The 14441-nt window shown below is 66.8% G+C and carries 13 protein-coding genes; 5 read left to right on the top strand and 8 right to left on the bottom strand.

Annotated elements, in window-relative coordinates:
• Positions 1-19: 19 nt before the first annotated feature.
• From QP512_RS17630 to QP512_RS17620, 3 genes are read right to left on the bottom strand one after another with little or no spacing between them, the layout of a single operon-like run.
• A complete protein-coding gene (locus tag QP512_RS17630) occupies positions 20-1324 on the bottom strand; it encodes an ABC transporter permease (RefSeq protein WP_286069975.1) in 1305 nt (434 codons plus the stop codon).
• A gap of 10 nt (positions 1325-1334) precedes the next feature.
• A complete protein-coding gene (locus QP512_RS17625) occupies positions 1335-2060 on the bottom strand; it encodes an ABC transporter ATP-binding protein (RefSeq protein WP_014038558.1) in 726 nt (241 codons plus the stop codon).
• 35 nt (positions 2061-2095) lie between these two features.
• Positions 2096-3373, bottom strand: coding sequence for an efflux RND transporter periplasmic adaptor subunit (locus QP512_RS17620; RefSeq protein WP_286069973.1), 1278 nt, complete (start codon positions 3371-3373; stop codon positions 2096-2098).
• A gap of 203 nt (positions 3374-3576) precedes the next feature.
• Between QP512_RS17620 and glmS the strand changes: the two genes are divergently transcribed.
• Positions 3577-5415 carry a glutamine--fructose-6-phosphate transaminase (isomerizing) gene (gene glmS, locus QP512_RS17615; RefSeq protein WP_286069972.1) on the top strand — a complete coding sequence of 613 codons (1839 nt, stop codon included), beginning with the start codon at positions 3577-3579 and terminating at the stop codon, positions 5413-5415.
• 446 nt (positions 5416-5861) lie between these two features.
• A complete protein-coding gene (locus tag QP512_RS17610; RefSeq protein ID WP_279939423.1) occupies positions 5862-6293 on the top strand; it encodes a CBS domain-containing protein in 432 nt (143 codons plus the stop codon).
• Between the two features lie 67 nt (positions 6294-6360).
• On the opposite strand, the gene QP512_RS17605 is transcribed toward QP512_RS17610, so the two are convergent.
• Both QP512_RS17605 and gloA read right to left on the bottom strand, forming a co-directional pair.
• Positions 6361-6789, bottom strand: coding sequence for a VOC family protein (locus tag QP512_RS17605; RefSeq protein WP_286069970.1), 429 nt, complete (start codon positions 6787-6789; stop codon positions 6361-6363).
• Between the two features lie 124 nt (positions 6790-6913).
• Positions 6914-7432, bottom strand: coding sequence for a lactoylglutathione lyase (gloA, locus tag QP512_RS17600; protein WP_286069969.1), 519 nt, complete (start codon positions 7430-7432; stop codon positions 6914-6916).
• Positions 7433-7556: 124 nt separating this feature from the next.
• On the opposite strand from gloA, the gene QP512_RS17595 reads away from it, so the two are divergent.
• Positions 7557-8669 carry a PLP-dependent cysteine synthase family protein gene (locus tag QP512_RS17595; protein ID WP_286069968.1) on the top strand — a complete coding sequence of 371 codons (1113 nt, stop codon included), beginning with the start codon at positions 7557-7559 and terminating at the stop codon, positions 8667-8669.
• A gap of 48 nt (positions 8670-8717) precedes the next feature.
• Here the strand turns inward: QP512_RS17595 and QP512_RS17590 are convergent, their stop codons facing one another.
• Positions 8718-9122, bottom strand: coding sequence for a hypothetical protein (locus QP512_RS17590; protein ID WP_345783089.1), 405 nt, complete (start codon positions 9120-9122; stop codon positions 8718-8720).
• Between the two features lie 170 nt (positions 9123-9292).
• Between QP512_RS17590 and QP512_RS17585 the strand changes: the two genes are divergently transcribed.
• Positions 9293-11323, top strand: a complete 2031-nt coding sequence (locus tag QP512_RS17585; protein WP_286069966.1) for a M3 family metallopeptidase — start codon at positions 9293-9295, stop codon at positions 11321-11323.
• 82 nt (positions 11324-11405) lie between these two features.
• Here the strand turns inward: QP512_RS17585 and QP512_RS17580 are convergent, their stop codons facing one another.
• Both QP512_RS17580 and QP512_RS17575 read right to left on the bottom strand, forming a co-directional pair.
• Positions 11406-12209: an SDR family oxidoreductase gene (locus QP512_RS17580; protein ID WP_286069965.1), complete on the bottom strand. Its 804-nt coding sequence runs from the start codon at positions 12207-12209 to the stop codon at positions 11406-11408.
• Positions 12206-12772 carry a DUF1415 domain-containing protein gene (locus QP512_RS17575; protein ID WP_286069964.1) on the bottom strand — a complete coding sequence of 189 codons (567 nt, stop codon included), beginning with the start codon at positions 12770-12772 and terminating at the stop codon, positions 12206-12208. Before QP512_RS17575 ends, QP512_RS17580 begins: the two co-directional genes overlap by 4 nt.
• A gap of 193 nt (positions 12773-12965) precedes the next feature.
• On the opposite strand from QP512_RS17575, the gene QP512_RS17570 reads away from it, so the two are divergent.
• Positions 12966-14432, top strand: coding sequence for a benzaldehyde dehydrogenase (locus tag QP512_RS17570; protein ID WP_286069963.1), 1467 nt, complete (start codon positions 12966-12968; stop codon positions 14430-14432).
• Positions 14433-14441: the final 9 nt, after the last annotated feature.

Here is a 14441-nt window from a genome sequence, read left to right as displayed (position 1 = left end):
GAGGTCCTCGTTCTCGTGCTTACTGCGACTTGAGCTGGATGGCGGGAGTGACCTGCATCGCGCGCCAGGCGGGCAGGAAGCCGGCGGCGAGGCTGGCGAGCAGCGTCAGCCCCAGCGCGAGCACCAGCATGCTGCCATCCAGGTGGGCCAGCTGCGCGTAGCTGACGGGCTGCTGGCGGACCGCGTACAGCCCCAGCAGGGCCAGTCCGATGCCGAGCACGCCGCCGACCACACCCACGGCACCGGCTTCGACCAGGCACTGCAGGAAGATCTGGCCGCGGCTGGCGCCCAGCGCGCGGCGCACACCGATCTCGCCGCTGCGGCGCAGGAACTTGGCCAGCAGCAGGCCGACCGTGTTGACCAGGCAGACGCCGAGGAAGCCCAGGGCCAGCCACAGCTGCAGCCGCACGTCGCTGGGTACCGCGCCCTTGAAGTCCAACCACTCCATCACGTTGCGCAGGCGGACGTTGACCGGGCGTTCGAAGCGGCCGGCCTGGCGCTGCAGGCTGGAGTAGTTCTCCAGATAGCGCCGGTAGTCGCCGGCCTTGGACGGATCCATCTCTGCCCAGTACTGCAGGTAGGCGCAGGGCGCGTTGACGGAGTAGCTGTTGGCGCCGTCGGGATTTTCACCGAAGCAGTTCATGTTGCCATTGCTGCCCAGCTGGAGATCGAACGAGGTGGAGATCGGCGCCAGCAGATCCTCTTCCTTGCCGAACGCGCCGGTGGTGAGGTCGAAGAAGTGTGGCTCCGGGTTCCAGGCATTCATGACGCCGACGATGCGCAGCGCATTGCCCTCGAGCCGGATTTCGCGACCGACGCTGTTCGCGCCCTGGAACAGCTTCTCGTTGAGCGCCTTGGAGATGACGGCCACGCGGGCCCGCCCGTTGTCGTCCTCGCGGGTCCACGGCCGTCCGTATTGCATGGGCACGTTGAACATCGGGAAGAAGTCGGCCGAGGTCCAGCGCGTATCGATCGAGAACGGCTTGAGCGTACTGTTGTCCGGTTCGATCGTTGCATCACCGGCAGTCATCATCACCTGGCGCTCGGCTTTCGCTTCGCGCAGCAGCGTTTCGGCGTCATAGCGCGTCATCTGCTCTTCCGGTTCCTCCTCAAGGCCGAAGCCGTTGCGGGGCCGTGGGTCGATCTGCGCGTAGAACAGGCGCTCGCTCTTGTCCGGAATGGGGTTGCCGGACAGGACGTGGAACACGGTCAGGGTGGTCATCGAGGCGCCGATGCCGAGCGCGATGGCGATCACCATGAGCGCGGTCAGGACCTTGTTGCGGCGGAAACTGCGCGCCGCCAATCGGGCGTAGTAGGCGAACATGGTCGGGCCCTCACTCGTTGACGGCGACGATGTGGCGCGGCGGCGTGGCCAGCACCGGCTCGCGCACCAGGTCGGTGACCTGGCCATCGACGATGTGCACGTTGCGCTGCGCGCGTGCGGCCAGTTCCGGGTCGTGGGTGACCATCACGATGGTGGTGCCGGCGGCGTTGATTTCCTCCAGCAGTTCCATCACACCGCGGGCCATCTGCGTATCCAGGTTGCCGGTCGGTTCGTCGGCCAGCAGCAGGCGCGGGCTGCCAGCCAGGGCGCGTGCGATCGCCGCGCGCTGCTGCTGGCCGCCGGACAGCTCGTTCGGGTAGTGCTTCATGCGCGAGCCGAGGCCGACCTGGGTCAGCGCCTTCTCGATGCGTTCGCGGCGCTCGTTGGCGCTCATCTTCCGATAGCGCAGCGGCACGTCGACGTTGTCGAACAGGTTCAGGTCGGGGATCAGGTTGAAGCCCTGGAAGATGAAGCCGATCTTCTGGTTGCGCAGGCGGCTGCGGGCATCGTCGCCCAGTGTGCTCACATCCTGGCCGTCGAGCATGTAGGTGCCGCTGGTGAAGGTTTCCAGCAGGCCGGCGATGTTGAGGAAGGTGGTCTTGCCGGAGCCGGACGGGCCGGTGACGGCGACGAACTCGCCTTCCTTGACCTGCAGTTCCAGTGAGCGCAACGCGTGGGTTTCCACCTGTTCGGTGCGGAAGACCTTGGCGACCGAACGCATTTCGAGCATGTACATGGGGTGTCCTCTCTCCAGGATTCAGGTATCAGGTATCAGTTGACGGAGACGCGTTCGGCGTCCTTGAACAGGTCGCTGCCGGAGACCACGATGCGGTCGCCTGGCTGCACGCCCGACTTGATTTCCACTTCGCCCAGGCTGCTGACGCCCAGTTCCACCGGACGCCGCACGGCGGTGCGGCCATCCATCACGTAGGCCACGCCATTGCCCTGTTCGACGAACGGGCCGCGCTCGACCTTCAGCACGTTCCTGCGGGTATCGAGCAGCACGCGCACCGACATCCGCTGGCTTTGGCGCAGGCCTTCCGGCTGCGCGCTGGCGAAGCGCACGCGGGCGGTGACCTCGCCGTTGACCACTTCGGGCGACACTGCGCTGATCTCGCCCGGGAACGGCTGGCCGTTGCCGCCGGTCAGCTGTGCCGGCATGCCGATCGCCAGGTCGCGGGCGAAGCTTTCCGGCACCTTGATCTCGACCTCGAACTTGGACAGATCGACCACGCCCAGCACCGGCGCGTTGGCGGCCAGATTGGTGGACTGGACCGCCTGCACCTGGCCGACCTGGCCGTCGAACGGTGCACGCAGGGTCAGTGCATCGACCTGGCGCTGCACTTCGGCCACCACGGCCTTCTGGCGATCGGCCAGCAGGCGCTTGTTGCGGGCATCCAGGTCTGCGCCCTGGCTCTGCAGGCGGGCATCGGTGGTGGCGTTGGCCAGGGTGATGTCGGCCTTCTTCAGCGAGTCCTTGGCCTTGGCCAGGTCGATCTGCGGCACCGCGCCGCCGTCGTAGCCGCGCTGGTAGCGCTGCAGGTCGCGGTCGGCGGCCTGCCGTTCGATGGTGGCCTGGTCGGTTTCCTTGCGCGACTTGGCGCGGGCGAGGGTGGCGTCCAGCGCGGCACGGCTGGCCTCGGCTTCCAGGCCGGCCAGGGTGGCCTGTTCCTGGGCCAGCTTGCTGCGCAGTTCGGGGCTGTCGATGATCGCCAGCTCCTGCCCCTTCTTCACCACATCGCCGGCGACCACCTTCAGGTCCACGGTGCCCGCGGAGATGGCATACAGGATCGGGCTGTTGGCGGCGATCACGCGGCCATCGGCGGCGATGTCACGGACCAGATCGCCACGCTTCACTTCGGCGATGCGCACGCGGCTGCTGTCGAAGGAGCGGCTGGCGTTGGACCAGGCGTGCACGGCCCAGCCGATGCCGGCGAGCAGGGCGATCGTGCCCAGCGCTGGCCAACGGTAACGGAGCCAGTTGGCGCGCGGGGCGCTGGCCGGGGCGGAGGAAACGATCTGGTCCTGGGCGGAAGTGTCGCGGATCATCGGGTGCGTGCCTGACGGTGGTAGCCAGTACCAAGCACGTAGCGTGCCAACTTTAATTCCTTATGGGTCAATGAGTTGGGCTGTTATGTGAAGTGTCCGGGTGTCCGCGGACACCTTTCCGGACACTTTCATTAAGCGGACAGGAGGGGGAAGGCGGACACGCACGCTAGAATGCCGCGATCGTCTTCAAGGAAACGCGTGACATGTGTGGAATCGTGGGTGCGATCGCCGATCGCGACGTGGTGCCGGTGCTGATCGAGGGTCTGAAGCGCCTTGAGTACCGTGGTTACGATTCCTCGGGTATCGCGGTGATCGACCATGCCGAGCGGTCGGAGGTGCGTCGCGTGCGTCGTACCGGCCGAGTGTCGGAAATGGCCACGGCGGCCGAGGCCGAGGGCTTCAACGCGGTGCTGGGCATCGGCCATACCCGCTGGGCCACCCACGGTGGTGTCACCGAGGCCAATGCGCATCCGCATATCAGCCAGGGCGTGGCGCTGGTGCACAACGGCATCATCGAGAACCACGAAGAGCAGCGCGAGAAGCTGCGCGCGATGGGCTACACGTTCGAGTCGCAGACCGATACCGAAGTCATCGCGCACCTGATCCACCATCACCTGAAGAGCGGCGACGACCTGCTGGTGGCGCTGCAGCACACGGTGAAGGAACTGACCGGTGCCTACGCGCTGGCCGTGGTCAGCCGCGCCGAGCCGGAGCGCTTCGTCTGTGCGCGCATGGGCTGCCCGCTGCTGATCGGCCTGGGCGAAGGCGAGAACTTCGTCGCCTCGGACGTCTCGGCCGTGATCTCGGCCACGCGCAAGGTGATCTTCCTGGAAGAGGGTGACACCGCCGAAATCCGGCGTGACGGCGTGCGCATCTTCGACGAGCACGACCAGCCGGTCGAGCGCGACGTGCATCTGTCCGACGTGTCGCTGGCATCGCTGGAGCTGGGCCCGTACCGCCACTTCATGCAGAAGGAAATCCACGAGCAGCCGCGTGCGCTGGGCGACACCATCGAGGCGGCGATCGATGCCGGTGGTTTCCCGGCCGAGCTGTTCGGCAAGAACGCCGAGGCCGTGCTGTCGGGCATCGAGGGCGTGCAGATCATCGCCTGCGGTACCAGCTATTACTCCGGCCTGACCGCGCGCTACTGGATCGAGGCCATCGCCGGCCTGCCGTGCAGCGTGGAAATCGCCAGCGAATACCGGTATCGCGCCGCGTTTGCCAACCCGAAGCACCTGATCGTCACCATTTCCCAGTCCGGCGAAACGCTGGATACGATGGAAGCGCTGAAGTACGCCAAGTCGCTCGGCCACAAGCACACGCTGTCGATCTGCAACGTGCCGGAAAGTGCGATTCCGCGCGCCAGCGAACTGGTCTGCTACACCCGTGCCGGTGCCGAGATCGGCGTGGCCTCGACGAAGGCATTCACCACCCAGCTGGCGGCACTGTTCCAGCTGACCATGGTGCTGGGCAAGCTGCATGGCCGCATCGACGCGGCGCAGGAAGCGGACTACCTGGAGCAGCTGCGCTTCCTGCCGGGCAGCGTGCAGCATGCATTGAACATGGAGCCGCAGATCGCTGCCTGGGCCGAGCGCTTCGCGCGCAAGAGCAGCGCGCTGTTCCTGGGTCGTGGCCTGCACTACCCGATCGCGCTGGAAGGCGCGCTCAAGCTCAAGGAAATCTCCTACATCCACGCCGAGGCCTACCCGGCGGGCGAGCTGAAGCATGGCCCGCTGGCGCTGGTGGACGAGGACATGCCGGTGGTGGTGATCGCGCCCAACGACAGCCTGCTGGAAAAGGTGAAGTCGAACATGCAGGAAGTGCGTGCGCGTGGCGGTGAACTGTTCGTGTTCGCCGACCAGGACAGCAACTTCAACGCGTCCGAAGGCGTGCATGTGATCCGCACGCCGCGCCATGCCGGCGTGCTCAGCCCGATCGTGCACACCATTCCGGTCCAGTTGCTGGCGTACCACACCGCGCTGGCACGTGGCACCGACGTGGACAAGCCGCGCAACCTGGCCAAGAGCGTGACGGTGGAGTAACACCCGTCGGCTTGTTTGGATGCTGCAAGCGAAGGGGCCCCGCGTGGGCCCCTTTCGTTTGCGTCGGTAGCGGTGGCAAGTGGGACAGCCGCCGGGTGTTCTGTCCGCGTTCGGCAGGACGCACTCAATCTTTAACGCGTGGCACCGCCAGTATTCAGCGGCGGTTTCAGCCACGGTGCCATTCTCTGGATCGTCGGTTGGTTCCCACGACGGACTGTCCCATCGATGCCGGTAGCGACCGAGGGACGCAGTCGTAGAATCGATTTGACCGAGATACGGGCTGTGCTGTTGAACCCGCCTCGTTCGCGTTGCAGCACGTCGCCTGTCGATGCATTCCACCGGCAGCCGGGTGCGCCAGACGTGCGCTGAAAGGTCTGTTCCCGGGGAGGGGGCGTATCGGAAGAGCACACTTTTTTGACTTCAGTGACCTGCACCAGGAAACAAGAATGAACGTCCGCGAACTCCTGCAATCCAAGAAAGAAGCTGTCATCACCATCGACGCCGAAGACACCATCGGTGCCGCCGCCCACAAGATGAGCGCGAACAGGATCGCTGCGCTGGTGGTGATGAAGGACGATGCCCCGGTGGGCATCATTTCCGAAAAGGACATCGTGCGCACGCTGGCCGACGACGGCCCTCAGGCTGGCCGTCGGGTGATTTCCAGCGTGCCGACCACCGGCCTGGAAGGTATCGCGCCGGAGGCCACCCTGAAGCAGGCCATGTCGCTGATGACGTACTCGCGGCGTCGCCATCTGATGGTCACTGAAGGCGCCCGCCTGGTCGGCATCCTCAGCCTGGGCGACATCGTGAAGAACCTGCTGGGCGAGCTGGAACTGGAAAAGGCCGTGCTGCAGGACATCTACATGGCGGCCCACTGAGGGCAGCATCGTTGGAAGCAGAGAGGCCGGGCATTGCCCGGCTCCTTCGTTCACGGCTTCGGTGATATCAGAAAGTGACCTTCACCGAGTCGGCGCTGTAGTTGGCCGGGCCGTGGTAGACCACTTCAATGTTGTTGCCGTCGGGATCGAGCACGAACGCACCGTAGTAGCCCGGGTGGTAGGGGCGTTCGCCGGGCGCGCCGTTGTCGATGCCGCCGGCGGCAATCGCGGCGCTGTGGAAGGCATCGACGGTGGCAGTGTCGCGGGCCTGGAACGCGAGGTGGTGGCGTCCGGTCAGCTGGCCGGCTGCGGCCTCGCTGCTGGCGCTGGAAATGAACAGCTCGTCGGCCCAGAAGTAGTCATCGCCCTCACCGGCCACCGGGATGCCGATGGTGTCGAACACCGCCTGGTAGAAACGGCGGCTGGCGGCCAGGTCACGCACCACCAGCTGGATGTGGTCGATCAGGCGGCCACGGTGCAGTTCCATCGTTTCCATACGAACCTCGCGAAAAAGGGGACGGAGTCGGTAGCGCCGGGCTGTGCCCGGCGAGCACGCAGCGCGGCCTGCTCAAGGCCGCCGGGCATGGCCCGGCGCTTCCGGAATTGTGCCCTTTTCCGGGTCAGGCGTTGGCGATGATCTCGACCCAGTAGCCGTCCGGGTCCTTGATGAAGGCCAGGTTCTTCATGCGGCCGTCGGTGAGGCGCTTCTGGAAGGTCACGCCGAGGTCCTCGAAGCGCTGGCAGGCAGCCTCGATGTCCGGCACCGACACGCAGATGTGGCCGAAGCCGCGCGGATCGCTGTTGCCGTCGTGGTAGACCGCGCCATCCTGGGTTTCGGTACCGTGGTTGTGGGTCAGTTCCAGCACGCCCGTCAGGCCGGCCATCCACAGGCGGCGGGCGTTGTCATCTTCCGGCACCGTGACGTTGGCCGGCACGTAGGCCAGGAAGTACAGGCTGAACTGGGCCTCCGGGAAGTCGCGCTTGTCGATCAGCTGGTAGCCGAGCACGCGGGTGTAGAAGTCCAGCGAGGCGGTGATGTCCTTCACCCGCAGCATGGTGTGGTTGAACACGAAGCCGGTGGTTTCGGCCGGGGCCTGGGCGGCGACGCCGGGGACATCGCGCAGGGCGGGAATGGTCATGGGGAGGTCCTTCAGACAGGGCCGTTGCCGGCCGGATGGCGCCATTCTACCGGCCAGCACCTGACGGCACTGCGACGTACAATGACCGGATCGCACCGTTCCGTCCTGACAACGATTGCCCGCCATGTCGCAGCGTGAATGGGTGGCCGCCGCCATCCGCAAGATCGAAGCCGATTTCAACCGTTCCGCCGATACCCACCTGATCCCGTTGGCGCTGCCCGGGTTCGAGGGCATCGATGTGTACCTGAAGGATGAATCGAGCCATCCCACCGGCAGCCTGAAGCATCGGCTGGCGCGCTCGCTGTTCCTGTATGCGTTGGCCAATGGCTGGCTGCGCGAAGGGCGGCCGGTGATCGAGGCGTCCAGCGGCTCGACCGCTGTCTCCGAAGCCTATTTCGCGCGACTGCTCGGTTTGCCGTTCATTGCGGTGATCCCGGCCACGACCTCGCCGGAGAAGATCGCGGCGATCGAATTCCATGGCGGTCGCTGCCATCTGGTCGAGCGTGCCTGCGACCTCAACTGTGATTCGGAAAAACTGGCCCGTGAAACCGGCGGCCACTTCATGGACCAGTTCACCTATGCCGAGCGCGCCACCGACTGGCGTGCCAACAACAACATCGCCGAATCCATCTTCAAGCAGATGGCCGAGGAGCCGAGCCCGATTCCGGAATGGATCGTGTGCAGCCCCGGCACCGGCGGCACCGCCGCCACGCTGGGCCGCTACGTCAGCTACCGCCGGCATGACACCCGCATCCTGTGCGCCGACCCGGAAGTGTCGGTGTTCTTCGATGGCTATCAGGCGGCGGTGGCCGGTGAGCAGGACTGGCGGGGCCTGACCTGCAGCGGTGGTTCGCGCGTGGAAGGTATTGGCCGCCCGCGGGTGGAGCCGAGTTTCATCCCTACCAGCGTGGATGCGATGGTGAAGGTACCCGATGCGCTGAGCCTGGCCGCGATGCGCCATGTCAGCCGCCAGCTGGGCCGCCGCGTCGGTGGCTCCACCGGCACCAACTTCATCGGCGTGCTGCAGGCCGCGCAGTGGATGCGCGAGGCGGGCCGCCAGGGCAGCATCGTCAGCATCCTGTGCGACAGCGGCGAGCGCTACGCGCACAGCTATTACGACCCGGCGTGGTACGTGCGCCAGGGCATCGACGTGGACGGCGCCGATGCGCAGCTGGCCGCGGCGGTGGCCGGGCAGGGGCTGCCCGAACTGCCGTGGCGCAGCCTGGAAGCGTTGTAGGACGGTCGACGTTGTTGCCGGGCCACGCCCGGCGATCACGATGGCGTCTCAATACCCCGCTGCGGTGAACGCATCCAGCACCGCATCACGCAGGGCATCGGGCAGCGCCTCGATGTCCATCGCGCGGTCATCAAGATGCAGGCTCGGGTCCAGCGTGCTGGCGCGGCCCTGCGCCAACGCCTGCAGCCACAGCAGCACGCAGATCACGAACTCGCGCTCATGGCCCAGCCTCAGCTGGCTGGCGCCGCGTTCGATCACTTCGAACGGGTACCACTCCTGGGCATCGCTGAACGTGCCGCCCTGCTGCAGCACTGCCTGCAGCTGATGCAGGTGACGCGGGGCGTCGTCGCCGGCATCGCACAATGCGGCGATCCAGGCCAGTTCGGCCGGGCTGGCGGACAATGCCAGTGACCGGGCAGGTGAGGCGGATGCAACTGCAGCCAGACCTTCCATGTAGGGCCTCGTTCGGTGCGTACCGCTGCGGACTCCCCCGCAGCCACAGCTTCGGTGCGCGACCGTAAGGCCGACGTGAATGCCGGGCCGAGACCCCTTGTCAGCCACGCCTGCCAGCGCCATATCTATCGGGCTGCCCGCCCGCCGGGCCCGTACCCTGGAGACCTGCCGTGACCGTTGCCAACCCCCTGCTCGATTTTTCCGGCCTGCCGCGTTTCGAGGCGATCCGCCCGGAGCACGTGGCGCCGGCGCTGGATGTGCTGCTGGCCGAGGCGGAAGCCGCAGTCAGCGCCGCCGAGCAGGTGCAGCCGGTCACCTGGCAGACCTTCGTGACCCCGCTGGACGATGCCACCGAACGCCTCTGGCGCGCCTGGGGCCTGGTCGGCCACCTGCAGGGCGTGGTCAACACGCCGGAACTGCGCGAGGCCTACAACAGCAACCTGCCGCGGGTGACCCGCTTTGCCAGTGCACTGGGCCAGAACCTGGCGTTGTATCGCCAGTACCAGGCACTGGCCGGCAGCCCCGAGGCGGCGACCTTCGACGAGGCCCAGCGCAAGGTGCTGGACAACACCCTGCGCGATTTCCGCCTGGGGGGCGCCGAACTGGCGCCCGAGGCCCAGCAGCGCTTCGCCACGATCAAGGAGGAACTGTCGGCGCTGTCGGCAAAGTTCTCGCAGAACGTGCTGGACGCTACCGATGCGTGGTCGCTGATCATCGAGGACGAAGCGCGCTTGGCCGGCCTGCCCGATGACGTGAAGGCCGCCGCGCACGCGGCGGCAGAAAAGGATGGGAAAGCAGGCTGGAAACTGACCCTGCAGATGCCGTGCTACCTGCCGGTGCAGACCTGGGGCGAGGACCGTGACCTGCGCGAGATCCTGTATCGCGCCAGCGCGCAGCGCGCATCCGAATTCGGCGACGACGCGCTGGACAACAGCGGCAATATCGACCGCATCCTCGCCCTGCGCGCGGAACTGGCGGCGCTGCTCGGCTTCGGTTCGTACGGCGATTATTCGGTGGCGACCAAGATGGCGCAGGACCCGGCCGAAGTACTCGGCTTCCTGCGTGACCTCGCTGCACGCGCCAAGCCGTTCGCGGACAAGGACCGCGCCGAGCTGGAGCAGTTTGCGCGCGAGCAGCTGGGTATCGAGTCTTTGCAGGCCTGGGACCTGGCCTTCGCCGCCGACCGCCTGAAGCAGGCGCGCTACAGCTATTCCGAGCAGGACGTGAAGCAGTACTTCACCGAACCGAAGGTGCTGGGTGGCCTGTTCTCGGTGATCGAGCAGCTGTACGGCCTGCGTGTGCAGGAGGACAGCGCACCGGTGTGGCATGACGACGTGCGCTTCTTCCGCCTGGTCGACGGACAGGGCGCGCTCGTTGGCCAGTTCTATCTGGATCTGTACGCGCGCGAAGGCAAGCGCGGTGGTGCGTGGATGGATGATTGCCGCAACCGCCGCGTGCGCGCAGACGGCAGCGTGCAGACGCCGCTGGTCTATCTGGTGTGCAACTTCGGTCGTGGTGCCAATGGCAAGCCGGCTACCTTCAGCCACAACGAAGTGACCACGCTGTTCCATGAGATGGGCCATGGGCTGCACCAGCTGCTGACCCGCATCGGCGAACTGGGCGTGGCCGGTATCAATGGCGTGGAATGGGATGCAGTGGAGCTGCCCAGCCAGTTCATGGAGAACTTCTGCTGGGAGTGGGATCACCTGCAGGCGATGACCGCGCACGTGGACAGTGGCGAGCCGCTGCCACGCGTGCTGTACGAACGGATGCTGGCTGCACGCAACTTCCATAGCGGCATGGCGACCGTGCGCCAGTTGGAATTCGGCCTGTTCGACATGCTGCTGCACAGCCAGTTCGAGCCGGCGCAGGACAGCGTGCTGGCGCTGCTTGATCGGGTGCGCGCGGAGGTGGCGGTGAACCATCCGCCGGTCTGGAACCGCTTCCCGCACCAGTTCAGCCACATCTTCGCGGGGGGCTATGCGGCCGGCTACTACAGCTACAAGTGGGCCGAGGTGCTGAGCGCCGATGCCTACGCCGCGTTCGAGGAAGCGCCGCAGGCGCTCGCGGAAACCGGTGCACGCTTCCGCGATGAGATCCTGTCGCGGGGTGGCAGCCGCCCGGCGGCTGAGAACTTCAAGGCCTTCCGCGGCCGCGCACCGCAGATCGACGCGCTGCTGCGCCATTCGGGCATGGCGTGAACCGCTCTGGTAGGTGCCAACCTTGGTTGGCACTTTCCGGCAATGGTGCGGACCAAGGTCCGCACCCACCGGAAAGCGGTGCTTATTCGGCGTAGATCATCTTCCGGGTCATGCCGCCGTCGACGATGAAGTCCTGTCCGGTGGTGAAGCCGGACAGCGAGGACAGCAGATACACCCCCAGTGCACCGATATCTTCAGGGCGGCCGACCCGGCCGACCGGATGCTGGGCGTGGTCGGTGGCCGAGTAATCGGGCTCGTGGCGGCGCGAGGGTGCCTGCCAGGCCGTGGTACCGATCCAGCCGGGGCTGATGCTGTTCACCCGCACCGCGGGGCCGGCGCTGATCGCCAGCGCATGGGTGAACGCGACCAGCCCGCCTTTGGCCGCCGCATAGGCCTCGCTGTGCGCCTCCGATTGCCAGGCACGGGTCGAAGCGATGTTGATGATCGCGCCGGCGGCACTGGCCGACAGCGCGGGCAGCGCGTGCTTGCTGCACAGGAAGGCGCCATGCAGCGACGACAGGCGGCGCTGCCACTCGTCCCACTCCATGTCCTGCAGCCGCGTGCCGTGTGGCCCTGCGATGCCGGCATTGTTGACCAGCCCGTCGATGCGGCCGAAGCGACGCAGCGCCACGGCGATGAACGCGCGCACGCTGGCTTCGTCAGTGATGTCCAGGCGCTGGAACGCGGCGTCATCACCGCGCTGCCATTCCACCAGACACGCTTCGCCGGCCTCCACGTCCAGGTCGCCGATCAGCACGCGGCCACCGGCACCGAGCACGGCCTGGGCGATGCCGCGGCCGATGCCGTTGGCACCCCCGGTGACAATCACCACCTTGCCCGACAGCGGCGCGGCCGGCCATGCGGCAATCGGCGGCACGCCGCTCATGACAGGTCGTCGCCACGCAGGCGGCGATGCCAACCGTCCACGCCGATGCGGTCCAGGGTCTGGATGTTGCGCTCGACGATCACGTCCGGGTCCGGATAGACGTCCACCGCGCGCGCCACGCTGTCCTCGCGCAGCAGGTGCAGGGTGGGGAAGGGGGCGCGGTTGGTGTAGTTGCTGGCGTCGTCGGCGGCCACGCCCTCGAACTGGTAATCCGGATGGAAGCTGGCCACCTGCAGGATGCCCTGCAGGTCCAGTGCCTCGATCGCGGCGTCGGCGTTGTCGAGGAAGTCGTTGTAGTCGAGGAAATCGGTCAGCACCTGCGGATGCACGATCAGCGTGGTATCGATCTGCTCGGCCGGCGTATCGCGCAGCAGCACCAGCTCCTCGGCCAGCTGTTCGACCAGCGCTTCGGGCGTGGTCGCATCGCTGAGCACGAGGCGGACCTGGTCCTTCACGTACACCGCCTTGGCGAACGGGCACAGGTTCAGCCCGATGACGATGCGCTCCAGCCACAGGCGGGTGGCGGCGATCGGGTCATCGGTGGGCAGGTGGGCATCGGTCATGGCGGGCACGTCGGCTGGCGGGGCGGACATTGTAGGCAGTGTGCCGCCGCCGCGCTGTTCACTGTGCAGGAACTGGACAGTCGTCATGCTGGAAATGCCCGCCGATTCAAGCCCTTGCGGGCGGCCGGTGGATGGCCGATTGCCTGCCGCGGACGGCGGGCGTGGAATGGGCGCACGACACAGGAGGACACCCATGACTGCATCTTCTCCGTGGCTGCCGGATGCCCTTTGGGCCGGCGCCTTCTTTGATGGTCACTGGCAGGTGGCCGCGCAACGGCAGCCGGTGATCGAGCCGGCCACCGGCCAGACGCTCGGCCAGATCGGGCTGGCCGACCCGGCGCAGGTGGCGCGCTCGGCGGCGACCGCTGCCCAGGCGCAACTGGCGTGGGCGTCAGCGCCCTACGAGCAGCGCGCTGAGGTCATGCGCAAAGCGGCGCGCCTGGCAGAAGAAAACATCGACACCCTGGTCGAGTGGCTGGTGCGCGAAAGCGGCTCGACCCGGCTCAAGGCCGGCTTCGAGGCCAAGGTCACCATCAAGGCGTTGCACGAGGCCGCCGCGCTGCCGTCGCGCAGCACCGGCGAGATCCTGCCGTCCGAGCCGGGTCGGCTGAACCTGGCGCGGCGCCGGCCGCTGGGCGTGGTCGGCGTCATCTCGCCCTTCAACTTCCCGCTGTACCTGGCCATGCGCGCGGTGGCGCCGGCCATCGCGCTGGGCAACGCCGTGGTGCTAAAGCCGGACCCGCGCACGGCGGTGTGCGGCGGCGCGGTGATCGCACGCCTGTTTGAACAGGCCGGTCTGCCGGCGGGGGTTCTGCACATGCTGCCCGGTGATGGCGCAGCGGGTGCAGCGCTGACCAGCGATCCGCACGTGGCGATGATCCAGTTCACCGGTTCCACCGCAGCTGGACGCAAGGTCGGCGAAGCGGCGGGCAAGCACCTGAAGAAGGTCTCGCTGGAGCTGGGCGGCAAGAACTCGCTGATCATTCTCGACGATGCCGACCTCGACCTGGCGGTGGCCAACACCGCATGGGGCGTGTACCTGCATCAGGGCCAGATCTGCATGGCGACCGGCCGCGTGCTGGTGCAGCGGAAGATCCATGCCGCGTTCTTGCAGAAGCTGGTGGCCAAGGCCAATTCGCTGAAGGTGGGCGACCCGGCGCGCGAAGACGTGGCGATCGGCCCGCTGATCAACGCCGGCCAGCGCGACCACGCCGCGCGCCTGGTCGAACAGGCGGTGCAGGCCGGTGCCTCGCTGGAGGCGGGCGGTACCCATCGCGATCTGTTCTTCGCGCCGACCGTGCTTGGCAACGTCTCTGCCGACAATCCGGCGTTCAACGAAGAGATCTTCGCACCGGTGGCGGTGGTGGTGCCGTTCGACGATGACGACGATGCCGTGCGCCTGGCCAATGACAGCGAGTACGGCCTGTCGATGGCTATCGTGTCCAGCAATGTCGGGCGCGCGCTGAAGCTGGGTGAGCGCCTGCGCACCGGCCTGCTGCACATCAACGACCAGACCGTGAACGACGACGTGATCAATCCCTTCGGCGGCGTCGGTGCGTCCGGCAACGGCACCAGCATCGGTGGCCCCGCCAACGGGGAGGAGTTCACCCAGTGGCAGTGGTTGACCGTCAAGGGCGAAGCGCCCGCTTACCCGATCTGATCGAAGGAG

The organism is Stenotrophomonas sp. 57 (genome assembly GCF_030291075.1).
In the GTDB taxonomy this organism is placed as follows: Bacteria; Pseudomonadota; Gammaproteobacteria; order Xanthomonadales; family Xanthomonadaceae; genus Stenotrophomonas.
The sequence above is the reverse complement of the archived record's forward strand: the minus strand, read 5'-3'. Positions and strand labels throughout refer to the sequence as shown.

Coding starts and splice junctions, on each gene's coding strand:
- glmS (WP_286069972.1), top strand. CDS start 3,577: ATGTGTGGAATCGTGGGTGCGATCGCCGATCGCGACGTGGTGCCGGTG.
- QP512_RS17605 (WP_286069970.1), bottom strand. CDS start 6,789: ATGGAAACGATGGAACTGCACCGTGGCCGCCTGATCGACCACATCCAG.
- QP512_RS17575 (WP_286069964.1), bottom strand. CDS start 12,772: ATGACCGATGCCCACCTGCCCACCGATGACCCGATCGCCGCCACCCGC.
- QP512_RS17625 (WP_014038558.1), bottom strand. CDS start 2,060: ATGTACATGCTCGAAATGCGTTCGGTCGCCAAGGTCTTCCGCACCGAA.
- QP512_RS17610 (WP_279939423.1), top strand. CDS start 5,862: ATGAACGTCCGCGAACTCCTGCAATCCAAGAAAGAAGCTGTCATCACC.
- QP512_RS17620 (WP_286069973.1), bottom strand. CDS start 3,373: ATGATCCGCGACACTTCCGCCCAGGACCAGATCGTTTCCTCCGCCCCG.
- QP512_RS17595 (WP_286069968.1), top strand. CDS start 7,557: ATGTCGCAGCGTGAATGGGTGGCCGCCGCCATCCGCAAGATCGAAGCC.
- gloA (WP_286069969.1), bottom strand. CDS start 7,432: ATGACCATTCCCGCCCTGCGCGATGTCCCCGGCGTCGCCGCCCAGGCC.
- QP512_RS17580 (WP_286069965.1), bottom strand. CDS start 12,209: ATGAGCGGCGTGCCGCCGATTGCCGCATGGCCGGCCGCGCCGCTGTCG.
- QP512_RS17590 (WP_345783089.1), bottom strand. CDS start 9,122: ATGGAAGGTCTGGCTGCAGTTGCATCCGCCTCACCTGCCCGGTCACTG.
- QP512_RS17630 (WP_286069975.1), bottom strand. CDS start 1,324: ATGTTCGCCTACTACGCCCGATTGGCGGCGCGCAGTTTCCGCCGCAAC.
- QP512_RS17570 (WP_286069963.1), top strand. CDS start 12,966: ATGACTGCATCTTCTCCGTGGCTGCCGGATGCCCTTTGGGCCGGCGCC.